Here is a 25,155-nt window from a genome sequence, read left to right as displayed (position 1 = left end):
TAGGGGCTTGGAAAATTCCTTGCGCGTTTTGACTGAACTATTATTGACAATTCCACTGGGGTCTAAAATAAGTGTTGCAATCAACGAATGCATATAAAAGGACTGAGAACGGAAGCCCATGTTCGATATCGCCCAGAAGTACAACATGAGCCCCGGACTGAAAGGCATGTTTGCGCTGCTTTAAAAGGTGTACTAATGACAGAAAAAGCCTATTGACATTCTACTGCATTCATATTACAATGCGAATGAATAATAAATAATTCATTCATCAAGGGGAGTGCAGATCGTGGAAGATAGAAAAACAGTGATATATGATTGCGCGAAAGAATTGTTCAGCGCTAAAGGGTTTAAGGAAACAAACATCTCAGAAATAACACAAAAATCTGGAATAGCGATAGGTACATTTTATAAGTACTATCCATCGAAAGAAAAACTATTTATGGACATTTTTCTGGAGGAGAATGCCAAACTAAAAAAGCATTGTTTACAGTCTATTGATTTAACGAAAAGCCCAATGGAAGTCATTGGAGAAATGCTGGCACTGAATACTGAAGGTTTAAACGAGAATCCCATACTGCGAGAATGGAATAACAAATATGTGTTCTCAAAAATAGAACAGCTTTATCGTCAGGAAAACGGACTTCAGGCGGTTGACTTTCTATATGACAGTTTCCTTGGACTTGTGAAGGAATGGCAAGCACAGGGCAAAATGCGAAAAGATATTGACAGCAAAATGATTATGATGATTTTTGCAGCTATTATCAATATCGATACGCATAAAGAGGAAATTGGGCTTGAATATTTTCCGCAACTTTTGGTTCAGATGACAGAACTTATTATGAAAGGTCTAACGGACTGCTCAGAGTAAATGAGCAGTTTTTTCAGAGTAAGTCTTGAATGAATAGTAATATATTCATTCAAAGCGCGTTGGAAGGAGAAAAATATGTTGAACTATGCAGACGTAAAGGACACTATCTTTTGCATGAATACGCTTATTTCATTCCAAATACATGGCAAAAAGGAAGAGCAGGTTTTATCCAGAGTGAAAGCTGAGCTTTTCCGGCTTGAAAAGAAACTCAGCCGCTTTGTGCAGGACAGTGAAGTTAGCAGAATCAATCAGTTTGCAGGGAAAGATTATGTAGATCTTAGCACAGAGACATATGAGATTCTGTCCATCGCAATCCGTTTGGCGGAGATTTCTCAGGGACTATTTGATATTACTGTCAGTCCTTTGGTAGATTTGTGGGACTATAAGCACTCCTTTCATGCGCCTGAAGAAGGTAAAATCCGAAGGACACTGGATTTGGTTAACTATCGTGATTTGCTCTTGAATTCAAAGGAAAAAAGGGCTTATCTGTGGAAAAAGGGACAGTCCATTGATTTAGGCGGTATCGGAAAAGGCTATGCCAGTGACCATTGCATAAAAGTACTTCAGGAGAATGGTATATCTTCTGCTTTTATCAATATCGGAGGGAATGTATCAACACTCGGAAATAAGCCGGAAGGTTTTCCATGGAGTGTCGGTATTCGGCATCCCAGACAAGAGAACAGCTTGATTGGCGCAGTGAAAGTAACCGACAAGGCAGTGGTAACCTCCGGTGATTATGAACGTTATTTTATTGACATGGATGGAGAACGAAGACATCATATTCTGAATACTGTCACGGGTTACCCTATCGACTCGGGTTTGATTAGCGTTTCTGTTATTTATGAGAGCGCAGTTATTGGAGATGCTTTGTCTACTGCAATCTTTGCAGCTGGTATCGAGAAGGGACTGGAATATCTTGTGCATTTTCCAGGCGCTGAAGCCATAATGGTTGACAAGTTTCTGCAGGTTTATATCACGCAAGGTATTAAAGAATGCTTTCAGGCTGCGGAAGGAGTCGAAGCTTTGATAATATGAAAGGGGTAAGAGTAATGAGTAGATCAGAAAAGAGAAAGGGGAAAATAAAAATGTGGATTATTATAGTTGTTATTGTTGTTGTTGTCATCGGAGTCGGAGCGCTTGGAGGAATAATCGCTGACGCACCCGGTCAGCGAGAAATCAAAGAGTTGGTTTTTTCAGATGTTGAGTTCAAGAATCTTCGCGACGGAACATATATTGGTGAATACAAAGGTACAAAAGATCATAAAAGAGATACAAAGGTTGAGATGATAGTATCGGGTGGGGAAATTTCAGACATTAAAATATTGAAGGGTGCTTTGGGTAAGGATGGAACGCCTGCGGAACTTAAAGGTGGACTCAGTATTGACAACTTGTTTAATAGTGCCGTTCAATCGAATACGCTACAGGTGGATGTTATCAGTGGTGCCACCATAACTTCAAAAGCACATCTCAAGGCGCTTGAAAATGCGCTCAAACAGGCACAGCCGGAAAGATGATTAGGGCTCTCTCATTTTGAGTCTGGCTCGTAGCACAATGTTTATTTTGTTTTGCGATATTACCCCAAAGTCCCTTTTACATTTGTGGCAACTAAAAGGAAAACTCAAAAGACCCGTTTCATCCGCCACCTTTGTCCTAAGGAGAAGAAGAGAAACCTCGGAGCCATTAAAGCATTCTCAGATGATATAGATAGAAAATAAAATGATGGTCCGGCCTGCTGTTATCTGTATATGCAGATTATAGTGGGCTTTTTTATTATTTGCAGAAGTGATATGATAAATATGACATATTATTTAAATTCGTGAGAATATTTATTGCAATGCTGACAGAATTAAAAAAATTATGGGGAGATATGATCGATATGAGATTAGATGGATTTGGAATTATGGTTGATGATATGCCAACGATGGTGCGCTTTTATAGAGACGTTCTTGGCTTTGGCATTAAAGAAGATGAGAACACATCAAATGTGTATCTTGAAAAGGATGGAACACTGTTTTTGCTTTATCGAAAGTCTGACTTTGAAAATATGACGGGAAACAAGTTCGCATATTGTAAAGGGTTGAATGGACATTATGAAATTGCACTTAGCGTAGATAATTATGAGGCGGTTGACAGTGTTTTTAATGATGTCGTTCAGAAAGGTGCCAGGGAAGTAATGAAACCGACTACTGAACCTTGGGGACAGCGGACCTGCTATATTGCAGATCCTGAAGGCAATCTGATTGAAATAGGATCATTTACTAATGAGGGAGAAATGCAAGCATGAAAAAGTGGTACGACGAAGAATTTGAATTTGAGATAGAAGTTACTGGATTTCTTCGCAGTGATCATACCGAGCATTACTGCCGTAACGGCGAAGAGATAGGGGATAAATATACTTGCACCTACGGTTGTCCCGTAAATAATCAGGGATATGGAATCTGCTCAAAGATGATGCAGATTCTCTTTGCAGATATGCAGGCAGTAAGAAGCGGAGGAGATTTGATGAATGTAGGTGGATCAGAGAAATATATCAAGGATTATGTGTGTCCGGATGGATGTGTCTGTTTTAAAATGACGGCAAATAAGACCGAAAATGTAAATTTCTATAAAGGAAATTTTTTTCAGCAGTGAGACTTGTAGTAATAAATCAATATAATGTTTAAGAAAATTTAGAAAGGCACATCATTATCGCCCAATTTAACTGAAATTTGAAATAACTGGAAATCTTACTAATTTAAAGGAGACAGAATTATAGATACTGAAATAGTTGAAAGAGAGAAACTTTGTTTTCAAAGGTATAATGTAAGTATAAAAAGGGGCTTCTATCGATTCCTAAATTATGGCACAGGCTGACTTTATCCAGTATGGTGAAAGAACTGATAAAAAAGGCAGAAGCCGCATTGAGGTATGGCTTCCTGTCACGGCCTGAATTGATTTAAGATGAAGCTGATGGCATCTCTTTCAGAACCGTTAACCAGCGAAGCCGTGGAGGATGACGCGTATCGAAGTCGCTTTATGGATTATTGCAGTGAAGAATAAACCGAACCCGGCAAAAATAAACAGGAACTGTTGAATCGGATAAGGTGTAGAAAACAGAGCAGATCTGATTGAAGCAAAAATATCACTGAGAATCCGAACTTGCATAAAAATTGCAGAAAAGTATTTGGGAGAAAAACGGTGAATTGAGTCGAGGGGACACAGCGCCGATTAAAATTTGCTACGGGGGTATTTAGATGGAAATTAAAGTTTTTAAAATCAATGCATTTGCAAAGACTGCGATCGGAGGAAATCCGGCTGGTGTTGTGGCAAACGCTGATGAGCTATCTGAAAATGATATGAAAAAGATCGCTGGAATCGTTGGTCTCAGTGAGACTGCTTTTGTCATGAAATCTGATGTTGCCGACTTCAGAGTACGCTTTTTCACACCAACTGAAGAAGTCGATTTGTGCGGTCATGCCACCATCGGAACGTTTTCGACGTTACTTAAAAAAGGTTATATTCAGTGTGGAAATTACACACAGGAGACAAAAGCGGGCATATTAAATGTTGCGGTGAGAGAAGACGCTTCGATCATGATGAATCAAGCGAAGCCAAGCTTTTATGAGATGATAGAAAAAACGGAAATTGCGGATTCTTTAAATATTTCAGTAGCTGACATAAATGAAGCATTGCCGGTACAGATTGTATCGACTGGAATCAAAGATATCATCATACCAATCAGAAATATGAATGTGCTTCGTAGCATTCAGCCGGATTTTTCCATGATTTCTAATATCAGCAAAAAATACAGCGTAATTGGGTATCATTTGTATGCGCGTGAGTCGCGCAACAATTCAAGTGTCCATTGTCGTAACTTCGCGCCGCTATATGGTATTCCTGAAGAGTCGGCTACAGGAACATCAAACGGCGCATTGGCGTGTTATTTGCTTAAGTATAATCAGATTACGCCTGAATACGCTAAAAACGTGTCTTTTGCGCAGGGCGACTCAATGAACAGGCCATCGGAGATTATGATTTCGATAAGCGTGGAAAACGATGAAATACATGAAGTTCGAGTCGGTGGAAAAGCTCTAAATCTAACAGAGATTAAAATTGAAGTATAAACAATAGCGATAACAAATGACGTCGGGATGCTTCGTTTGTCATGCCCATCAAACAGCGGGATGCTTGAAAAAAGAAGGAAAAAATGTATCGATTCCCGGGTTTTTGAATGGGATATCTGCAAAGGCATGATAGGGATCTTTTGTGTGGATTTGATTTTAAAATAGGAGTGAATACTGGTGAATATAAGGAAAGTTCAAAACAATAAGAAAGCATATATCGACTTGCTTTTATTGGCTGATGAACAGGAAGACATGATCGACAAGTACCTTGAGCGTGGGGACATGTTTGTTTTGGACGATCATGGCGTTAAAGCCGAGTGTGTGGTTACGAAAGAGGCAGAGGGTATTTATGAGCTAAAGAACATTGCGGTTATGCCCGAGTGTCAGCGAAGGGGATATGGAAAAAAACTGATCGATTTTCTGTTTTTTCATTACAGCGATTGCATGACAATGCTTGTAGGAACGGGTGATGTTCCTTCGGCGCTTTGTTTTTATCAGAAATGTGGATTTGCAGAATCATATCGGATACAAAACTTTTTTACGGACAATTATGACCATCCAATGTTTGAGGATGGGACACAGCTTGTTGATATGGTCTACCTGAAGCGAGAGCGATGAAGGACTATGATCCTGACGATCATTAGTTATGGCTTCAGCGTTTATATTTTGAGGCCAAACACATCGACTGTTACAGTAATTGCGCTAGAAAGTCAGACCCAGTAAAGCGCTGTTTAGCTGATCATGATAGGCGATCAGTCAAGAAGGTGCTTTGAAATGGATGCGTGGGAACAAATACAAGAAACCATTGGTTTTATTGAAGATCATTTGATTGAAATATTTATGCTTTCTTTTTACGTGCAAAGAATATCATGCGTCGATCTGATTGAAATGTTAAAGTGAAATTGAACAGGAGGTGATACGATGGATTGGCAGCAAAAAAGCAGGAAACTACTGGAAAATGAAAAACAGCATGATTTTGATTGGTTACAGAAACTAAATCGTTCGATTGCATACATTGAAAGCCATTTAGATGGCACAGTCGACTATAGTGAAGCTGCTAAAATTGCAGTTTGCTCTGTTTACCACTATCAGCGTTTTTTTTCATACATCGCTGAAATTCCGCTTTCGGAGTATATCCGACGGAGAAGATTGACACTGGCGGCATTTGAGCTTCAAAACAGCGACAGCAAAGTAATTGATATTGCCCTAAAATACGGCTACGATACTCCGGAAGCTTTCTCCCGGGCTTTTAAGAATATGCACGATGTAGCGCCAACATCAGCAAGAAATAGAAGGGTACTGCTGAAAGCCTATCCGCGTATTTCGTTCAATATTTCGATTAAAGGAGACACCGAAATGAAATACCGTGTTGAAGAGATTGAAAGTTTAGAAATGTATGGTGTTGAAACCGAGATTTGTACCATAGACAATCAGAATTTCACGACGGTTCCCGAATTTTGGAAAACGTGTCGAACCGATGGTACAATGGACAAAATCCGCGAGGCCAGCAATCTGGAGGCAAACGTACCGCTACATGCCGCCATTTATAACTGTACGGATACGGCTAATTCTTACATGATAGGATATTTTTCACCATCGTCAGGGGCACCAAAAGACTTTACAGCGCTTTCGATTCCGGCATCGACGTGGGCCGTATTCCCAACTGAGCCATTGTCAATGGCAGAGGTGGCTGAACAAGCAGGCATTATGTGGAAAAGAATTTTCACCGAATGGTTTGCAACATCAGGATATCAGTTAGCACCCAATGTACCGGAAATGGAGCTGCATTATAACAAAGGGAATGGTCAATTTGTAACAGAAATCTGGATTCCTGTTGAAAAAAAGAAATAGCCAACGGGGTGATTATCTGCTAATGTCAAAGCATGGTGAACGACTAAAACCCCCGAAGCGGCCCCTTGTTATCACAGGGATGGATATGAAGTAACATGTGAGGAAAAGTAAATAGATGGGACATATAACAAGTAAAGATGCCTACAAGAATTTAGAAGATAGAATTAACTGGTTTACCCAGGGTGCACCGCCATCGGAGAGTCTTTATAAAATACTACAGGTGCTGTACACAGAACAGGAAGCAAAATGGGTGGCGTTGTTGCCGGTTCGTCCATTTACTGCGAAAAAGGCGGCAAAAATTTGGAAGATCAGCGAATTAAGTGCAGAAACCTTTTTAGATCGTTTGTGCGAGAAGGCTTTGCTGGTGGATTCTTATTATCAGGGACAACGTCAATTTGTCATGCCGCCACCGATGGCGGGTTTTATTGAATTCGCCCTGATGCGAACAAGAGGGGATTTAGATCAGAAGTATTTAAGTGAGCTTTACTATCAGTATATGAATGTTGAAGAAGATTTTGTCAAAGATCTTTTCTTTGCAACAGAAACATTTCTGGGACGAGTCTATATTCAGGAACCAGTTTTAACGAATGATAATACGATTCATATTTTGGATTATGAAAGAGCCAGTCATATTATCGAAGAAGCAGCATATATTGGGCTTGGAACCTGCTATTGTCGCCATAAGATGTTACATGTCGGTCACCCCTGTGAAATTGATGCGCCGTTAGATGTTTGTCTAACCTTGGGCGATGTTGCCCATTCTCTGGCAGAAAATGGACAGCACGCCCGATTAATTGACAAAGCGGAGGCCATGGATGTATTGGAGCGTTCGTATGCGGCGAATCTGGTACAGATCGGTGAAAATGTTCGGGAATTCCCGGCATTTATCTGCAATTGTTGCGGCTGCTGCTGCGAAGCCTTACAAACGGCAAGAAAGTTCAGCCCCATGCAGCCAGTCGCAACAACGAATTATTTACCCGTTATCTCGGATGGGTGTATCGGATGCGGTAAATGTGAAAAGGTATGCCCGGTACTGGCAATATCCATGCAAAATAAAAAAGAAGGCAAAGGCGTAGCCGTGGTCGATCAGAATGTCTGTCTTGGCTGTGGTGTCTGTGTCAGAAGTTGTCCGAAGGACGTGATTCGTTTAGAGCGAAGAGTGATCCAAGTCATTACCCCGGTAAACAGTACCCATCGGTTTGTTCTGCAGGCGATTGAAAAGGGAACGCTTCAGAATCTGATCTTCGACAATCAGGCATTTGCCAATCATCGGGCGATGGCAGCGGTATTTGGTGTGATTCTAAAACTGCCGCCAATTAAACAGATTCTGGCCAGCAAACAGTTTAAATCAATTTATCTGGATAAATTACTGTCTGCCAACAGGGGGCGTTAAAGTATCAACTGCAACGGCTAAGTCGTCCGGAGCATAAAAAGTGAGGTTATGAATCCGATTAATAAAAAGAAAGGAATGGATAGACACATGGACAAAGTAATTAAAATCAGGAATGAAGAAGAAAGCGATTATCAGCAAGTTGAAGAACTCACCCGAAAATGTTTTTGGAATTTATATTTCCCGGGGTGTAATGAACACTATCTGGTTCATGTGATGCGATCCCACGAAGATTTTCTGCCAGCGTTGGATCTGGTGATTGAAGTTGATAAGCAGATCATCGGGAATATCATGTGTACGAAAACAAAACTGATTGATGAGTCTGGGGCTGAAAAAGAGATCCTGACCTTCGGCCCCGTCTGCATTTTGCCAGAGTATCAGCGAAAGGGATATGGGAAAAAACTAATTGAGTATTCCTTTGAACAGGCTCTCGCACTGGGTTATGATGTGATTGTCATCTTTGGGAATCCGAATAATTACGTCAGCCGTGGCTTTAAGAGCTGTAAGCGATATAATATCTGTCTGGAAAATGAGATCTATCCAACGGCAATGATGGTAAAAGAACTCAAGCCGGAAGTCCTGGACGGCAGAAAATGGGTTTACCGTCAAAGTTCGGTATTTGAGTTCGAGGAACAAGAAGCGGAGCGTTTTGATGAGGGTTTGGAAAGTTGGGAGAAAAAATATCAGCCAAGTCAGGAAGAATTTTTTATTCACAGCCATTCGATTATCCAGTGAGATTGCTTGATGACAAACGAAACGTCCCCTTGTCATCGGCGTAAAAAAATATCAATGCTGTTAGAATCGGTTTTAATGTGGTATTTATCTTTGAGTTCTTTTGTTTTATATTTTGTGCATAACAAATTCTGAAGGGATGTGATTAAATGCACGAAGTCTTTGAATCCGCAACCATTGCCGGAATTTCTCTAACTAACCGAATTTTAAGGTCAGCGACACATGAAGGATTAAATGATGCTCAGGGTCGGCCAACAGAAGCGTGTATTAAGCTCTATGAACGCTTGGCTAAGGGTGGGGTCGGAGCCATTATTACAGGCTACGTAGGGATCATGGCGAACGGAAAATCACCGCTTTATAATATGGCGATGCTGGATAATGATCAACAATTGCCGGCTTTCAAAACTCTGGTTGATCGGGTTCATGCCCAAGATACCCCAGTAATTCTGCAATTGGCGCATTGCGGTAGACAGACCCGATCAAAAATCACCGGTTTTCCCACGGTTGCTCCGTCAGCTATCAGAGACGGAATGTATCGGGAAGATAAGCCCCATGCCCTGAATGATAGCGAAATATCTGACATCATCAGCCATTTTACAGCGGCCATTGAACGGGGCAAAAAAGCCGGCTTTGATGGCGTTCAGCTACATCTGGCACATGGTTACCTGTTGTCCTCTTTTTTATCGCCGCATATGAATAAACGCACCGACAATTGGGGTGGCAGTACCGAAAACCGTTTTCGAATTGTAAAGGAAATTCTTCAACAAGCCAGAGCAATTGTTGGCGATTATCCAATCCTTGCTAAAATCAACGCCTATGAAAAATCGGCGGATGGCATGCAGCTTGAGGAAGCCGTCGTGGTTGCCAAGTATCTTGAGAAATATGGCTGCGATGGCATTGAAGTGTCCAATGGTATTATTGAAGACGGGTTTTGGTTCAGTCGGGGAAAGTTCCCCTTTGACATCATTGTTGAAGATAATTTTCGCTTGAAACATATGCCGGGTTTTTTACGGCAACTGATTAAACCGGTATTAGAAAAACAGCTGCAGAGCCCGCAGCCCTACAGCCTGTTTAATCTAAAAAGTGCCGAGCAGATCAGAAAAGCGGTAAATATCCCGGTTATTGTTGTGGGTGGAATTCGCAAACTGTCAGAGATCAGAGATATCATAGAAAATGACCGTTGTGATTTTGTTTCAATGGCCAAACCCTTTATCATCGAGCCGAATCTGGTACAAAAATTCAAATCCGGAGCACAAATGGAGTCGAAATGCATCAACTGTAATTACTGTGTCATTGGAATTGAAGCCCGCCCGTTAAAATGCTATTATGGCAGAACGAACAGCTTTCGCCGATCTTCAGAAACCGATCATTTTTAATAAGTGAACGATTGTCATTTGATTTTCTAAAGTATCGGTTGATTCTTAAGCAGTTTTATAGTTTAATGAAGTTGACTAAAAAAAGACAGGAGATTAAAAATGGCAAAAAATTGGTATCCTATGATTAATTATGATTCTTGTGTTAGCTGTGGCAGCTGTACTGAGAAATGCACCCATGATGTGTATGATCAGAAGAAAGCGCCTGCGGCCCATGTTGTTTACCCGGAAGGTTGTGTTGACCAATGCCATGGATGCGGCAATTTGTGTCCCAATGGATCAATTACCTATTTTGGCGACGAAACCGGCTGGGTGCCGCCAAACCGCTAAGACGGATATATTTAAAACATGGTACAAATCAGCCCCGATTACCGGGGCTGGGAACAACAAATTAGGCGGTATGGTCGTTTATTCACAACCTCAGCCAGTAGTTTTTCATAATCTACTCATCCCGGTAGATCAGTGCCCAGTACGTGGTCTTATCTGTAGAATAAGTGCCAACGCCGATTTTAGTATAGGCTTGATTCATCAGCTTCTCCTGACTAATTGCGTTTAAAAAGGGTTGTGGTATGCTAAATCCTTTTGTAATATCTTCGCTAACTTCCGTAAAATCATTGATCCCGACTTCATTCAAAAGATCAGCCAGACTTTCTCCGTTGGGACGGTCATGGGAAAAAAGAATTGTGGCTTCCTCCGCCCGAACGGCAGCGGCCTGATCAAGCGCTGAATCTTCAACCAACGGGATCAGTCCAGCGGTTTGACGTATTTCGTTGATCAGGGCAATCACCTTTTCTTTATTCTTCTGGGCGATTTCTTCCCGTGATGGCGTAAAGACACCAATCAGTTGAATATCAACACCTTGGTCGGCCGGATCATCGGTAAAGGGGGAAGAGGCGATGTCGGTTACAATGGCGCCCCCGCCAAAAAGATTAAGTGGCTCACCGGCGTAACTTAACGGTTTGACATCATCAAAATCGGGATTGCCACCAAATCCGTAGGGGCCGGAGTCGGCACTTACCAGTAATGCGATGCGGAAGTTGGTCAGCAGATCAACAATGGATAAGGATGGGTCAATATCCTGATAGATAACCGTCTGTAGTGCGCTAAAGTCGTCTCCGGGTTCATCAATAATATCCTTAAAGACGGCTGTTGTACCAGCCTGGGCTTCCAAATACATGGCAAACATATAGGACATGGCATAGCTTGACAGCGCATCGTCATCCTTCCCGTTCTGCCAGATCAATGGGGACAGCCCGTTTTGAACGGCCTCTGAGCTTTTAAAGTACTCAATCCGGCCATACTGTGTTCCATAAAGCATGTCTTCGGCTGCCATGGAAAACGCTTCATCAAGGCAAGCACTCATTCTTGATCCTCCTTGTTGGAGGACATTCACATTATAATTAATGACATGCTGGAGTTCATGGGCGATGGTCGAATAGCTCGTTGAAGCATCTTTTTCAGAAGGGGTCTCTGGATCAGGGGTCATCGACGGATAGGTATCCAGATAAATCATCGATCGCCGGTTTGACTGTGCATCAGTGGTCAGATCAAGTGGTTGGAAGTATCCACATTTAAATTTATTTTCTTTTCTATAACCATCCTGGATATCGTAGACCAAAATCGTTACTTTGTTGCTGTTATTAACTACTGGTAAAACACCGAAATTTTCAATCATTTGCTGATAAATCGTGTTGTTATATTCCTGACCCAGAACCTCAATCTGATCTTGGCTTAATTGGGACTTCACCGGAACGGCTAGGTTTCCGTTTTCATCGGTGGTGTTGTCCACCCAGATTTCAACGTTCCCTTCATTATAAACGCATTTCGCGTCCAGCTGGTCAGAAGAATCGGTAGCAAAATTATATACATAAAAAGTTGTCATATCACCGACGGCTGTTTGGGTTTGGACATATTCATGATCGGTAATAAATTGGGTCTCTGCGGTTGGTTCATAGGGCACAACGGCGTCAATCCTACCGCCTTCGGAAGGAGTGCTATTGTAGGCTTCTGAACTTTGAATGGTGGTGCGTTCAGGCAGGTTTCCGGTTGACTCAGTCGTTGTGAAGTCTAATGAGGTATTTACGATGAGCAGCGATGAGCCGAAATAGATCGTGCCTTGCCTGTCGATATCGGCGATGGCGGAGACTTCCGTCGAAAGATCGCTGGAAGTAAATCCATTCGCTGCTGCGGCGACTTTAAAATAATAAGTTTGGCCACTTGCCAGAGTATCGACAGCAAAGGTTGTATCTGTAACTGCCGAGGCAATCTGGGAATAAGGACCATTTGCAGAGTCTGACTGATAGACAGCATAGGACTCGGCATTTTCGGGTGCAGACCAGGTCAAGCGTAGGGCATGTGCTCCGGACACCGTGGCGGTTAAATCAGTCGGTGCCGACAACGGTTTGGTTGGTTTTTCCTGAGGGACAATCTTGATTTCCAGCTCTTCAAGACGCAGGCCAAGTCCGGTTGTTCCCAGTTCTTCACCGTTTTTCACCCAGCCCCATTGGCCGTTTTCTATGGGTGTATCACCTTTGTTCTGGACATGGCCGCGGTAATAAACATCATAACCGGGAAAATCCGAAAGCCAGATTTTAATCGCTTCAACCTGTAGTCCCAGACCAGTGGTTCCAGCAAAATCGCCGTTTTTGACCGGATCCAGCCAACCTTTATTGGCAACGTGGATCTGATAGTTAATGCTGGCTCCTTCTGGCACCTCGCCGGTCAATTCGATCCAGACCCCTTCCAAACGCAGGCTTTTGCCGGTCGTTCCAATGGCATCCGAGCCTGTTACAAAAGACCCCTCTGGTTTTGGCATGTTTCCTTCATTCTGAATATGGGCACGATACTGGACACCAATCGGCGTTGCTATTGATTCGGCCCACACACTGGTTGATGCCACAATCAAAGTGATCAAAAGAATCAAAATCATTCCAAACGGTTTAAACTGTCTTTTTTGCATGCTGTTCTCCTTTTAATTCCACAGTGACCAACGGTATCAATCTTGCGAAAGTTATGAAAAAATGCACATCAATTGCGCAACTTGCTAACAGATTAACAATTAGTTGGTGTAGCCATTTATCGAGAGGCTCAGTCAGGGATTTTTCACTGGCTTATTTAACCTGCCAGATACCAACCCGATTTTCCGGGGCGACGTACATTTGATCACCCGCTTTTATGTCATAGCACTCATAAAAGCCATCCATTGAACTGAGTACGGCATTGGCCCGTATCTCTGCCGGAGCGTGGGTATTATTGATGATATGTTCTTTGGCCTGATCGGGGGTGGTCAGATTTGCCCAGATGGTTGCCCAGTTGCTATAAACATCGTCAAGGGATGCCCCCTCTTCTTTGGCTACGGCAGTGATCGCAGTGACTGCCCCCAAATCAGCAATGTTTTCTGACAGGGTCAGTGTTCCATTAACCGGATCACCAGTGAAAATGGTATAGGCTCCGTAATAATCAATGATTTTTTGTGACAGGGCTTCATACTGCTGATACTCTTCATCTGTCCACCAGATATTGTAATTGCCTTTCTCGTCATACAAAGAACCTGTTTTATCAAAGGCATGACTGATTTCATGGGCAATAATCGCGCCGATTCCACCAAGATTTTTTCCCCGGCTAGATTGCGCATCATAAAACGGTGCCTGCAAGATGGCAGCCGGAAAACAAATTTCATTATAGGCCGGGTTATAGTAGGCATTGATGGTTTGTGGGGTAATATACCAGGTTTGACGGTCGACACCTTTTTTGTACTGATCGTATTCGTATTGTCGGGTTTTCTGTTGCAGACCGACAACATTTGAGAGGTAGCCACCGCCGGAGGTTATCGGTGTGACTTGAAGATAATCGCCAATGGTCGGCCACTGGTTCGGATAGCCGATTTTTAGTGTCATGGTATCAAGCTTCAGTAGGGCTTTTTCTTTGGTTGTCGGGCTCATCCAATCCTGGTTGTTGATGATGGTTTTGTACTGATCAAGGATTGTTGTAACCATGTTTTCGACATCCTGTTTGGCAGCTGCGTTAAAATATTTTTCTGAGTAGATCTTTCCGAATTCCCATTTCAGCAGCGTTTGGATTTTGTCCGAAGCCAGTCGCTGATCGCTTTTTTTCTCGGTTGAGCCATCGAGTTTCATGTTCATTTCAAGTTTTAAATCACGATAGGCGACCGGAGCATAAGGTGCCAGATGATCCAACAGCACAAACTTGCTAAAGGCTTTCAAAACAGGCAGATTTTCTTCAGTCAGCATCGTATTGAGCTGTTTGATCGCCTCGACCTCAAAAACCACATAACGATCGGTTGCGGTCAGCCCCTGAGCGTCGAGGTATTTTTTCATGTTGATATTGCTATACAGAGCTTGTAATTCGTCATAGCTATAGACATTGTAGTATTTCTCAGGATTAAAGAATTCATCAGGTGTCAGACTTTTGGCGGCCACCGTTTTGGCAAAACTGTAAATCGCTTCGGCATCTGTTTTAGCCAAACGTTCGTCTTCGCCACAAAGAACCAGCATCTGTGCAATATAGGTCTGATAGGCATCGCAGTATTCCTGCATTGAGTCATTTTCCATGTATTGTTTACCGATCAGGTCAGACATCGATTCAAATCCGACCATCATGATATCCGAATTTAAGTCATCGGGATAAAAGTCATATTCAATCAGACTGGACTCACCAATGTCGGACAGGGCGATTAGTGCGTCCAGGTATTGATCGAGGGTCTGCGCGGCATCAAGTTGAGTAAGATAGGGCGCAATCGCCGTCAGACCCTGAGTGTTGCGCAAATCGAGGTTCATGGCACAGTGATATAAATCGCTAATTTTTTGCTCGCTGCTGCCTAATGGGTATGCTCCCGGATCATCGGCCAGTTCGGTGACAATTTCCTGAAGCTGCCCCGACGTTTTTTCAATCAATTCATAGAAGTAAGACCATGCCCCCTCCGTGGCAGGGATGGTTTTTTGCTGAAGCAGGTCATAATTAATAAAGCCATAATAGTCCTCTGAAATTTGGGGTTTAGCGGATGGTTTGTTCGTTGCGTTGTTGCAACCAGCTAGCAGGAACAAACTGATGATGGCCAGCGCAAGTAATCGTTTTCGCATTATTGCATATCCTTTCTTCTAAATTAAATCATCGAACCTTCACGGTTCGGTTTTCTAATAAGGTGATCTGATACCGCATTGCTGTAAGTTTCAGCTAGATTCAGGTGGCAGACTCCATGCCGCAATTAGCTGCGACAGTAATGATAAAAAACGGTACCGAGGGCTATTTTTTGACAGACATCGAAAATGTTGGAACCGCTACGATTACTGCTTTTAACTTGGCAATGGGCGAGAAAAGGCTTGTGGTTTCAGATATTTGAATGAACTTAATTTTATCTTACTATAATTAATAATAATTTGCAATCAGACAATATTAACCACTTAAGCGCTGGTTATAGCGATGTTTTACCCGGAGATGGGATAGCGCTTTTAAATCGATTTAATAATAAGGTCAATAAAGTCGGCTAAGTTGGGGGAGAGCCATTTTGAAGCATGGCAGAAGAGCTGGGTGTATAGTTTATAGTCATTTTTATAGGGCAACGCCGTTAATAAGTTTGCGTTTAGTTCTTCCTGAACTGCCAGACTGGGAAGGACGCACAGGCCCAAACCGCTGATTGTCATTTTTTTTATTGCTTGAACACTTCCGGATTCCAGAGTTACTTGATAAGGAATGCCATGCGATTTTAAATCGCATTCAAAGGTCTCGCGATAATTGCAGCTCGTGCTCGTCAACAGGAAGGGCTGATTGGCGAAATCTGTTATTGCCAACGCTTTCTTTGATTGCAAGGGATGCGTTGGTGCAGAAAGAACCAGAAGTTCCTCACGCTTTTTTAAAAATGAGGTTATTGTAGGATGTTCAATGGAATTTCCGATTGTGAAAGCGACATCGATGGTGTTATTTGTCAACTGCTCCACGACCTGCGCATTTTCAATGAGCGCTAAATGAAGTTCAATGTTTGGATGGGAGCGTCGAAACGATTCGACGATTGCCGGAAGCTTAAAAACACATAAAGATTCGGAGGCGCCAACAACAATTCGGCTACGCGACAAATGGTCGTTGTCAAGTTTATCTCTGATAGTTGAAGCCAGTGCCAACATTTCAATGGCGTATGGCAACAATTGCTCCCCTGACTCGGTAAGAAAAACCTTCTTTCCAATCCGATCAAGGAGTTTTGTGTTTAGTTCCTGCTCCAATTGCTGAATTTGAGCAGAAATACTGGATTGCGCGTAGCCGAGCTCATCGGCTGTTCGGGTGTAGTTCTTGTTCTTTGACAAAACTACAAAGGTTTTTAGTTGCTTTAAGTCCACGAGAGTAAACGCCTTTCTCGATACGATCGAAATTTTCGATTATTATAATAGAAATACTTTGTTTAACAGATTGATTATTTTATAGTAACATAAACCTACTGTCGGGACAATAAAAATCCCGTATCTGATACAAAATAAGGAGTAACTAAGATGGATATGAAAAGGAGTAGGGTGATATGAAAACAGAATTACGTGAAAAAGTGCTCAGTTTTGGAGCGGACATTTGTGGATTTGCAGGCATTGAACGATTTGCAGGAGCACCAGACGGATTTCATCCGGCTGATCTATTTCCGGACTGTAAAAGTGTGATTACTTTCGGAATCGCGCTTCCTAAAGGCATCTTCATGGCTGAGGCCCAACTGATCTATGCGTACTTTAATAATTTTGCGGTGCCTCTGGTTGATCAGCTTGCCTTTCAGACCGCGATGTTTTTAGAAAAGACGTATCAGGGGATTGGTGTGCCATTACCTTGTGATGTCCCTTATGACTATTGGGATGAAGAAAAAATGGAAGGTCGAGGTTTATTGTCAATGAAGCATGTGGCATATCTTAGCGGAATCGGGACGTTTGGCAAAAGTACATTGTTGCTCAACAACGAATATGGTAACCGCTTGGTAATCGGATGTGTTCTGACCGATCTTCAAATCGAATCCGATGAATTGGCTGCTGAAGTATGCCTGGAACAGTGTGATTTATGTATCAAAAGCTGTCCCGCAGCGGCAATTGGAGAAGGTCATGTCAGACAAAAACCGTGCCGAGTAAACAGTTTTGGTAAGACCAAACGAGGCCATGACACCGTCGTATGCAATCAATGCCGGACTGTTTGCCCAATGGGATTAGGCCTGGCATAAGCTAATGTGAATGGTGGTATGAAAAAAAGACTTAGCGGGTATTAATTTCAATAAACTCCAGGCAAACATAAAAGGCACCTGGAATGAATGATCGTGGCATGACCAGAAGAAAACTGATTTTAAACCAAAACCAGTGAACGATGGGGTAAGAGGGGTTCATCTTTTTTAAAATATAGCTTGCAAATAATTTTTAATCAACTTATCCTAAATTACAAGGATATCCTTTATCACTTAAAGGAGAATGATTAAATGAATCAAATAGGAATTAATGAAATTGAAACAGCAATAAACCGAGATTATGGGAATATTGCCGGTATGATTGTGCAAAAAAACGGCATCAAAGTTTATGAACAGTATTTTAATGGGTATACGGCCGATAATGCAGTGCACGTCTACTCGGTGACAAAGAGCGTACTTTCGACACTGATCGGAATTGCCATTGATCAAGGTTATATTGACAGTTTGGATCAGAAGGTGCTGGCGTTTTTTCCGGATTATCAGGTTAAAGACGATGAAAAAACCATTCAGAAGATTACCCTAAAACATCTGATGACGATGACTGCTCCCTATAAGTACGAAACTGAACCGTATGAATTATTCTTTACAAGTCAAAATCCGATTCGGGATGCGCTTGATTTATTAGGCGGAAATGGCATCATCGGAGAATTCAATTATTCGGCCATTGGTGGTATCCACATTTTGGCAGGGATTCTGGCGCGGGCAACCGGTCAGTCAATTCTTGATTTTGCTGAGAAATATTTGTTTACGCCGATGGGAATCACGGTTCCCCATAATCTGTTGTTGCGTAACGAAGAAGAGCATCTGGCAGTGATGAATGATAAAAACACCCGTGGTTGGGTGGTTGATCCCCAGGGAATCAACACGGGAAGCTGGGGCTTATTTCTGACACCGGAGGATATGGCAAAAATCGGGCAGTTGTATCTCGACGGTGGCAGGTGGCAGGGAAAACAGCTTGTTGCGGCGGAGTGGATTTCAAATAGCACAAAGGAATCTAGCCGTTGGGATAAACTTTTGTACGGCTATCTGTGGTGGATCATTGATGATCAGGCCCACAGCTTCGCCGCCCTGGGTGATGGCGGCAATGCGATTTACGTCAATAGCAAAAACGGCATGGTGATTGCGATTGCATCGCTTTTAGTGCCGGATGCCCGGGATAGCATCGAATTGATCAAAACGATGATTGAACCGGCATTTGAAAACAGCATGGTGTAAAATCATGAGATGCGATTTTTTAAGATAACCTTACACGGCATAGTAAAAATGATACAATTAATTTAATAATGGCGACAAAGATAATCCGGTTGCTATCTGAAGAATTCAATAGTTATGCCGGAACAATGCCGATGGGACAACCGCAACAAGTATTGAAACGGTGACATGCAATACCTGTTGCCGGGTATGTCCGATGCGCTTTGGGAAAGAAGGGCTATTGATATATGATCATCAGTGAAGTGATTAAAGACCACAAAAATAAGCAGGTCTGATTTAACAAAACAGATAATTGAGGGTAAAATGAGAACACAAAACTTAGAAATAGCGGGAATTCCGGCAATTATTTGGGGCGAAAATTCCTACAAGATATTTATCGCTGTTCATGGCAATATGTCAAGCAAAGCGGATCAAGTCATCGTGATATTTGCAGAAAAACTGACACAATTAGGATACCAGGTGCTGAGCTTCGATCTGCCGGAGCATGGCGAGCGCAAGAATGATCCAACGCCCTGCAAGGTTCAAGCGTGCGTTAAAGAGCTTACACGTATTATGGAGTTTGCAAAAACGGGGTGGGATCAGATCAGTTTGTTCGCCTGTAGTATGGGCGCATATTTTAGTTTACTTGCTTATAAAACGGTCGATTTGGAACAATGTCTGTTTTTGTCGCCAGTTGTTGATATGGAGCGAATTATCAATAATATGATGGGCTGGTTCAACATCAGCGAGGAGCAGTTGCAAACTGAAAAGGAAGTGGCTACGCCGATTGGCCAGCCACTCTATTGGGATTATTATTGCTATGTCAAAGAGCATCCCATTGATTGCTGGAATAAACCGACGGCCATTCTTTACGGCTCAAAGGATGATTTATGTGAAGTTGATACGGTTTTAAACTTCACCCGGCAATTTGATTGCGAGCTAACCATAATGGAACAGGGCGAACATTATTTTCATACGGAAGAACAATTGGAATTTTTCAGGAATTGGATTGAAAACCAGGATGTATAGCGATTTAGGAGCGAAAAAACAGGTGAAAATATTATCTGTTTGTGACGAAAAAGGTAATAATGTAGATGACATAGATTGTTTTTAGTGATGATTGAAAAATAATTGAATCTGAGCTATCAATCAAGAAGAGGATATACATTAACCATCAGCAAGAATATATGAATAATTTTATAGGGAGACAGGATGAAGCCAGATGATATTTTGAACTACTGCATATCTAATCTTGAGGGGACAGTTCTTGTGGAAAGTTGGGGTGAAAAAGGAATTTTCTACAATCCTTTTAAAACATTAAAACGTGGTGTTTATGTATTGACGATTAAAGAAAAAGATGGTGATAATGATAAAAGCTCTAATCTCAATCGGGATAATACGTTTCGAGTAAACTTGGGAATAAGAAAAAAAACTTTTGAAGGGCTATTTGGTGAGATTCCAAAACGCCCTTCAGCAGGCGACATTGTTGATATGAATTATGATTTCGCTGAAGTTGATAAGATTATTCCACACCCTGTCTATGCTTGGATGGGCTGGATTAGTGTACTCAACCCATCGATAGAAACTTTTGAAACGTTGAAAACTTTTATTGAAGAAGCATATGGATATTCCAAAGAAAAGTTCAGTAAAAGAAAATAGTTTATATTGATTGTTCAAAACAACTAAGATTCGTATCATGTAAAAAAATATATATCGGTGAACGAAATTGATTTCATGACAGTAATAATCGTGAGGCTATCGCAAAATGTATATTGACATGCACACCTGATTTTGAAGATCAGGTTAAAGTGACATGAGCCGATGTGGTTGAAAAGTGAGGTAAGCATGGAAATAAAGAAAGTGGCAATCATTGGCTTGGGTGCACTGGGGATTCTTTTCGGTGCCCGGATCGCTCAACAAATTGGGGACGATTTGACCATCATCGCCGATCAAAAGCGGATTAATAACTATCAGAAGCATGGCGTATATTGTAATGGTGTACCTTGTCGGTTTCACTATGAAACCCCGGAACAGGCTGAGCAAGCCGATCTGATTATTTTTGCGGTTAAAATAAATGGGTTAAGCGATGCCATCGAGGCCGTTCGACCCTGTGTCGGGCCGGACACCCTGATGGTGTCGCTCTTAAATGGGATTACCAGTGAAACCATTATTGGGGAAGCGTTTGGAGAAGAAAATCTGATCTGGTCCTGTGCCCAAGGCATGGACACCCTTAAATCAGGCAATGCCCTGAGTTATACCAATGCCGGGATGATCTGTTTTGGCAATCGGGCGGATGATCAGCCCACTGAGAAAATAATGCTGGTTCAACGTTTTTTTGATCGGGTGGGTATCGCCTATCAAATTGATAACCGGATGGATCGCAAAATCTGGTCTAAGTTTATGCTAAATGTGGGGGTTAATCAGGTGGTTTCAGTCTATGGCGAAAACTTTGGTAGCGTCAAAAAACCCGGAAAAGCCCGGGACTTGATGATTGCTGCTATGGCTGAGGTCATTCCGGTGGCGCAGCAGGAAGGGGTAGCGCTGGATGAGGCGGATATCACCTACTGGCTGGGCGTGGTGGATGCCCTGAGTGACACCGGAAAGCCGTCCATGCGACAGGATATTGAAGCCAAGCGACCCAGTGAGGTGGCACTTTTTTCCGGAACGGTGGTGGCTCTTGGGCAAAAACATGGGATCAAAACTCCGGTAAATGCCATGCTCTATGACAAAATCGTGGCCATTGAAAAGGGCTATTCCTAGTTTTCTAAAGTTGATATAACAATTTTGTGAAGAAAATGAGGACGTGGTATTGTTAATTCAATAAGATATGCTAAAAAAGCAAGTAATTGCCTTGTGTTTTTAAGAACGGAGTTGTATTTTACAAAGAAAACTTGAAATCATAAATTTTTTAGCTTGCGCTTATTTAAAGAGAATCCTAAAATAAAGCACTATAAAAAGCGGGAGAGTAAGGGGAATGACAACATCCCCCGGACCGATCACTGTGATATCAGGACACCTAAAAGGGAGGAATCGATGCGATTAAAGGAAAAATATCATCTCTATGCGCTAATCACAATTGTTTGCTGGTCACTGGCTTATGTGCTGACCCGGCTGGCTTTAACTTATTTTTCGGTTTATAGTCTGGGATTTTTGCGTTACCTGATCGCATCACTGATTTTATTGGGTGTGGCTGTTGTGGTAAAGATGAAAATGCCTGCAAAAGGTGATTGGCCGATGTTTCTCTTGTCCGGGGCGTTGGGATTTTTTCTCTATATGATCTTTTTTAATCAGGGTCAGCAGATGGTTTCGGCAGCCACCGGTAGTATTATCATTGCCACCGCACCAGTTTTTACGGCGTTATTGGCCCGCATTCTTTATCATGAAAAGCTGACATGGCGGCAATGGTTGGCGATTGGTCTGGAATTTTTGGGGGTGGCATTTTTAACGCTGATTGATGGTGCGCTATCAATAAACATTGGGGTTTTATGGCTTTTTGGGGCTGCACTGGTTTTGAGTTTTTACAATCTGTTGCAGCGGAAGCTCACTAAATCGTATGCGCCCCTCGAAACGGCGACTTACAGTATTTGGGGAGGAACGATTTTGCTGGCGGTTTTTCTGCCGGGGTCAATCCACCAGGCAATCAATGCACCACCGCTACAGTGGGTCTATGTCCTTATTTTGGGAGTATTTTCCAGTGCCATTGCCTATGTAGCCTGGACAAAGGCACTATCCTTGGCCCGTAAGACCTCGCAGGTCAGTAACTATATGTTTTTAACCCCTTTTCTGACCAGCATATTGGGTTTTTTAATTGCCGGTGAAATCCCTGAGCAGGCGACAGTGATTGGTGGGATAATTATTTTAGCGGGCGTTTTTCTGTTTAATTATGGGGAGCGCTTGAAAGCTTCCATCAAACAATGATACAGGATTAACACGGAGATGCTTTGCCATCTGGGATGAATTGATTTTTGGGGTGGAGGACGGTTCGGTTGAAGAATTGTGAAGGAAAATTGTGGTAAAATAATCGCATTTGAAAAATAGCAGCTCTTTGCATTGATCACAATGATCTGAGCCGGATGAACAGATTCAGTCAAGTGTTAGGATTACTCAAATTTGAATAATTTGAACTGTTCCGGACTCAAGGTGGTTATATGGTCTTGCCGATAGGCAGACAAGAGATTTGGAGGTTAACGGTTATGATAGATATCCTATTCAGTGATAGTGCGTGTGGAAGCCTTAAAATAGCGCAACATTTTGGCGAAGGAAAATATCCGGTTGGGTGTATGAGCATTATTGTCAGTCATACTGATGGAAGTAAGCCAAGTAAAGATGAAATTGAAACGGCCAGGAAGGAAGAAGAGGAAAAGGCACGCATGGAGTGGGAAAATGCGACGCCCTTGGATGGAAAAACATCAGACATCTATGGATTTAATTTGCTGCTGAGCATCGGAGATATTTCCGAAAATCGGCCCGGTGTCAAGCGAAAACAGGTATTGGAACACTTATTTAGTGTTTATTTAGATGGCCAAGAGCATCAGGTTGCGAGCGAAATATTTAATAAGGCAATTGAAGATTTGCAGACAATTCGTGAGTGTGCGGAAACGGGAGAAACTTTCCGGGTCTGGTATAGCAATCAGCCCGATGATATGTGTGGACTTTACTGGTTTATGAGTCAGTTTAATCAGTGGAACGTAAACGATGGACAAGTGGTTATTGTAAAACTCCCCGAATGGGAATCTGACGGGAATGGAAATATCGTGCAGAAAAATAGTTGGGCTGAAGTGGCTCCAGAAGAATGGTATCAGTATTTTGCTTTTCAAAAGACGGTATCATCTGTATTTATTCAATGTTGTGCATCGCACTGGCAGGCGCTTCAAGCAGAGAACGCGCCTTTGCGAGCCGTACTTAATGGCCAGTTGGTTAGTATGTCAGAAAAACTCTATGATGATTTTATTCGTTGCGAAATAGAAGCGGAAGACGAAAAATTTCATGAAGCGATGATTGTCGGACATGTGCTGGGGAAATACCAACTTGGAATTTGTGATTCATGGGTTGCATTACGCATCGAAGAAATGATCAGAGACAGAGAGCTGGAAATGGTGACTGGGGGTGACAAAGATATGCCGCTTTATCATCGCGTATTGAAAAAGCTTACTCACTGATGATACTCCCAGGAGTATGAGACGAGGTTCATTAGACTTTGCAGGGATGTTTCGGATGATCATTCCAGAACCTGATTCTGATGGTTTTTAAATGGGTGATGACAAACACTATAGTTAATTTAGAAAAGAAGATCAAAAAAATCAATCAATGGGGCGAACCAGTGGAAATGCGCTGGTAACCGATTAGGAATGAACAGGGAGAAACCAATGAAACGAGTAGTTGTTTTTTTAATGTGTATGATAGTATTGCTTTTTGGTGCGACTGGATGTAGTCAATTATCGCAGGAAGTTAAACAAACTGCGGACGATCTCTATGCCGCAAAAGTTGAGTTTGTGGGAGACAATGCCGCCGTTTATGCATTAATCGAAAAGACGGGCTTGGGAAAAATAAAAGATTACACCATCCAACTGGAAACCAGTCAGGAACCTTATGGGCTGATCATCAATATTGCTGAAAAGGACGGATCTTTTAATGAAAGTGATTTTGTGCCATCGGCGATACAGCTGCTGGGTTTAATTAAGAATCTGGATTATGTTGAAGTTAATAATGGTGATGAGCAGTTCAAAATGTCGACCGAAGAAGCGTCGGCGTTGATCGATGAGAATGTTAAAACCCTTGGTGAATCTAAGGATAAACTAAAATCCATCATCGAAGAACTTACAAATAAATAAGGCGCTAAAATCCGATTATTTATGCACGCCATAAACTGACTGCTGTGGCTGATAGATTTGCCCCTATCTTATTAAGTCATCGAAGTGGGGGGATACGTGGATAGCTAACCATGTATAAACTGAGTAATACCGTGATGCGACTATCCTGATCGCTTAAATTCTGGATTACTTTAATAACCGTGGAGGGCGTGTCGATTTGGCGTCGTTAGGCTTTCTTTTTACCATCGTCAATCAGTACGATCTCTAAATAATCAAACCAAACAGATTCGATGAACTGGTCTTTACGAAACGATGTTTTGGAAATCTGACCCAGTTCTTTTGTATTTTTTTCAAACCACATTGGTTTTTCCAGATCAAAGTCATGGCAGAAGATTTCTAAAGCGGAGTGGATTTTCTCATCTACCTCCAGGGTGTTGTTATCAAGTTCAACAACTTTGTCGTCTTGAATTTTATTTTTGGTTATGATTTTGCACCATAGTCGAAACATGTCTACCTCTCAATGATTAATGTGATGACGCCATCTGGTTTGCTTTTCCAGGAGCCGGTCAAACGAGCATATGTAGAGTATAAGGGTTAGCGTCGCAAATGTAAAGGACGCAT

General features: G+C 42.1%; 25 protein-coding genes. 21 read left to right on the top strand and 4 right to left on the bottom strand.

Features of this window, described 5'->3' with window-relative positions; all coding sequences use genetic code 11:
* Nucleotides 1–286: 286 nt before the first annotated feature.
* The 12 genes from Q7P33_RS13900 to Q7P33_RS13845 all read left to right on the top strand — a co-directional run bounded on the left by Q7P33_RS13900 (nt 287) and on the right by Q7P33_RS13845 (nt 10,647).
* On the top strand, nt 287–868 hold the full coding sequence (locus Q7P33_RS13900; protein WP_303871223.1) for a TetR/AcrR family transcriptional regulator: 582 nt from the start codon (nt 287–289) through the stop codon (nt 866–868).
* Nucleotides 869–943: 75 nt separating this feature from the next.
* On the top strand, nt 944–1,903 hold the full coding sequence (locus Q7P33_RS13895) for an FAD:protein FMN transferase (RefSeq protein WP_303871222.1): 960 nt from the start codon (nt 944–946) through the stop codon (nt 1,901–1,903).
* A gap of 14 nt (nt 1,904–1,917) precedes the next feature.
* Nucleotides 1,918–2,382 carry an FMN-binding protein gene (locus tag Q7P33_RS13890; protein ID WP_303871220.1) on the top strand — a complete coding sequence of 155 codons (465 nt, stop codon included), beginning with the start codon at nt 1,918–1,920 and terminating at the stop codon, nt 2,380–2,382.
* A 362-nt stretch (nt 2,383–2,744) separates the two neighbouring features.
* Nucleotides 2,745–3,152, top strand: a complete 408-nt coding sequence (locus tag Q7P33_RS13885) for a VOC family protein (RefSeq protein ID WP_303871232.1) — start codon at nt 2,745–2,747, stop codon at nt 3,150–3,152.
* Nucleotides 3,149–3,499: a TIGR04076 family protein gene (locus Q7P33_RS13880; RefSeq protein ID WP_070370401.1), complete on the top strand. Its 351-nt coding sequence runs from the start codon at nt 3,149–3,151 to the stop codon at nt 3,497–3,499. Before Q7P33_RS13885 ends, Q7P33_RS13880 begins: the two co-directional genes overlap by 4 nt.
* 602 nt (nt 3,500–4,101) lie before the next feature.
* Nucleotides 4,102–4,971, top strand: coding sequence for a PhzF family phenazine biosynthesis protein (locus tag Q7P33_RS13875; RefSeq protein ID WP_303871215.1), 870 nt, complete (start codon nt 4,102–4,104; stop codon nt 4,969–4,971).
* A 177-nt stretch (nt 4,972–5,148) separates the two neighbouring features.
* A complete protein-coding gene (locus tag Q7P33_RS13870) occupies nt 5,149–5,589 on the top strand; it encodes a GNAT family N-acetyltransferase (protein WP_303871213.1) in 441 nt (146 codons plus the stop codon).
* A 303-nt stretch (nt 5,590–5,892) separates the two neighbouring features.
* On the top strand, nt 5,893–6,822 hold the full coding sequence (locus Q7P33_RS13865; RefSeq protein ID WP_303871211.1) for an AraC family transcriptional regulator: 930 nt from the start codon (nt 5,893–5,895) through the stop codon (nt 6,820–6,822).
* A gap of 115 nt (nt 6,823–6,937) precedes the next feature.
* The gene (locus Q7P33_RS13860) at nt 6,938–8,215 is read left to right on the top strand and encodes a 4Fe-4S dicluster domain-containing protein (RefSeq protein ID WP_303871210.1); all 1,278 of its coding nucleotides are present in this window, start codon (nt 6,938–6,940) and stop codon (nt 8,213–8,215) included.
* Between the two features lie 87 nt (nt 8,216–8,302).
* A complete protein-coding gene (locus Q7P33_RS13855) occupies nt 8,303–8,947 on the top strand; it encodes a GNAT family N-acetyltransferase (RefSeq protein WP_303871208.1) in 645 nt (214 codons plus the stop codon).
* 146 nt (nt 8,948–9,093) lie between these two features.
* Nucleotides 9,094–10,320 carry an NADH:flavin oxidoreductase gene (locus Q7P33_RS13850; RefSeq protein ID WP_303871206.1) on the top strand — a complete coding sequence of 409 codons (1,227 nt, stop codon included), beginning with the start codon at nt 9,094–9,096 and terminating at the stop codon, nt 10,318–10,320.
* A gap of 99 nt (nt 10,321–10,419) precedes the next feature.
* A complete protein-coding gene (locus Q7P33_RS13845; protein ID WP_303871205.1) occupies nt 10,420–10,647 on the top strand; it encodes a ferredoxin family protein in 228 nt (75 codons plus the stop codon).
* 112 nt (nt 10,648–10,759) lie between these two features.
* Here Q7P33_RS13845 and Q7P33_RS13840 read toward each other — a convergent pair whose 3' ends face one another.
* Both Q7P33_RS13840 and Q7P33_RS13835 read right to left on the bottom strand, forming a co-directional pair.
* Nucleotides 10,760–13,276 (bottom strand): CAP domain-containing protein, encoded by a 2,517-nt coding sequence (locus tag Q7P33_RS13840; protein ID WP_303871203.1) that lies wholly within the window; start codon nt 13,274–13,276, stop codon nt 10,760–10,762.
* 151 nt (nt 13,277–13,427) lie between these two features.
* On the bottom strand, nt 13,428–15,416 hold the full coding sequence (locus tag Q7P33_RS13835; protein WP_303871201.1) for a M13-type metalloendopeptidase: 1,989 nt from the start codon (nt 15,414–15,416) through the stop codon (nt 13,428–13,430).
* A gap of 116 nt (nt 15,417–15,532) precedes the next feature.
* Between Q7P33_RS13835 and Q7P33_RS13830 the strand changes: the two genes are divergently transcribed.
* Nucleotides 15,533–15,676 (top strand): hypothetical protein, encoded by a 144-nt coding sequence (locus Q7P33_RS13830; protein ID WP_303871199.1) that lies wholly within the window; start codon nt 15,533–15,535, stop codon nt 15,674–15,676.
* A gap of 109 nt (nt 15,677–15,785) precedes the next feature.
* Here Q7P33_RS13830 and Q7P33_RS13825 read toward each other — a convergent pair whose 3' ends face one another.
* Complete coding sequence (locus tag Q7P33_RS13825; protein WP_303871198.1) at nt 15,786–16,664, bottom strand: LysR family transcriptional regulator; 879 nt, start codon at nt 16,662–16,664, stop codon at nt 15,786–15,788.
* Between the two features lie 176 nt (nt 16,665–16,840).
* On the opposite strand from Q7P33_RS13825, the gene Q7P33_RS13820 reads away from it, so the two are divergent.
* The 8 genes from Q7P33_RS13820 (at nt 16,841) to Q7P33_RS13785 (ending at nt 24,555) form a co-directional block, all read left to right on the top strand.
* Complete coding sequence (locus Q7P33_RS13820; RefSeq protein ID WP_303871196.1) at nt 16,841–17,515, top strand: epoxyqueuosine reductase; 675 nt, start codon at nt 16,841–16,843, stop codon at nt 17,513–17,515.
* Nucleotides 17,516–17,764: 249 nt separating this feature from the next.
* Nucleotides 17,765–18,748 (top strand): serine hydrolase, encoded by a 984-nt coding sequence (locus Q7P33_RS13815; protein ID WP_303871194.1) that lies wholly within the window; start codon nt 17,765–17,767, stop codon nt 18,746–18,748.
* Nucleotides 18,749–19,048: 300 nt separating this feature from the next.
* On the top strand, nt 19,049–19,753 hold the full coding sequence (locus tag Q7P33_RS13810; RefSeq protein ID WP_303871192.1) for a carboxylesterase: 705 nt from the start codon (nt 19,049–19,051) through the stop codon (nt 19,751–19,753).
* A 183-nt stretch (nt 19,754–19,936) separates the two neighbouring features.
* Nucleotides 19,937–20,383 carry a DUF6194 family protein gene (locus tag Q7P33_RS13805; protein WP_303871191.1) on the top strand — a complete coding sequence of 149 codons (447 nt, stop codon included), beginning with the start codon at nt 19,937–19,939 and terminating at the stop codon, nt 20,381–20,383.
* A 186-nt stretch (nt 20,384–20,569) separates the two neighbouring features.
* Nucleotides 20,570–21,484 (top strand): ketopantoate reductase family protein, encoded by a 915-nt coding sequence (locus Q7P33_RS13800; RefSeq protein ID WP_303871189.1) that lies wholly within the window; start codon nt 20,570–20,572, stop codon nt 21,482–21,484.
* Nucleotides 21,485–21,757: 273 nt separating this feature from the next.
* Entirely contained in the window at nt 21,758–22,642 is an 885-nt protein-coding gene (locus Q7P33_RS13795) for a DMT family transporter (RefSeq protein WP_303871187.1), read from the top strand.
* Nucleotides 22,643–22,917: 275 nt separating this feature from the next.
* On the top strand, nt 22,918–23,883 hold the full coding sequence (locus tag Q7P33_RS13790; protein WP_303871185.1) for a DUF3658 domain-containing protein: 966 nt from the start codon (nt 22,918–22,920) through the stop codon (nt 23,881–23,883).
* Between the two features lie 207 nt (nt 23,884–24,090).
* A complete protein-coding gene (locus tag Q7P33_RS13785; protein WP_303871183.1) occupies nt 24,091–24,555 on the top strand; it encodes a DUF4825 domain-containing protein in 465 nt (154 codons plus the stop codon).
* Between the two features lie 205 nt (nt 24,556–24,760).
* On the opposite strand, the gene Q7P33_RS13780 is transcribed toward Q7P33_RS13785, so the two are convergent.
* Complete coding sequence (locus Q7P33_RS13780; RefSeq protein WP_303871181.1) at nt 24,761–25,042, bottom strand: hypothetical protein; 282 nt, start codon at nt 25,040–25,042, stop codon at nt 24,761–24,763.
* Nucleotides 25,043–25,155 lie beyond the last annotated feature (113 nt).

It is taken from the genome of Acetobacterium wieringae (assembly GCF_026646375.1).
GTDB lineage: Bacteria > Bacillota > Clostridia > Eubacteriales > Eubacteriaceae > Acetobacterium > Acetobacterium wieringae_A.
The sequence above is the reverse complement of the archived record's forward strand: the minus strand, read 5'-3'. Positions and strand labels throughout refer to the sequence as shown.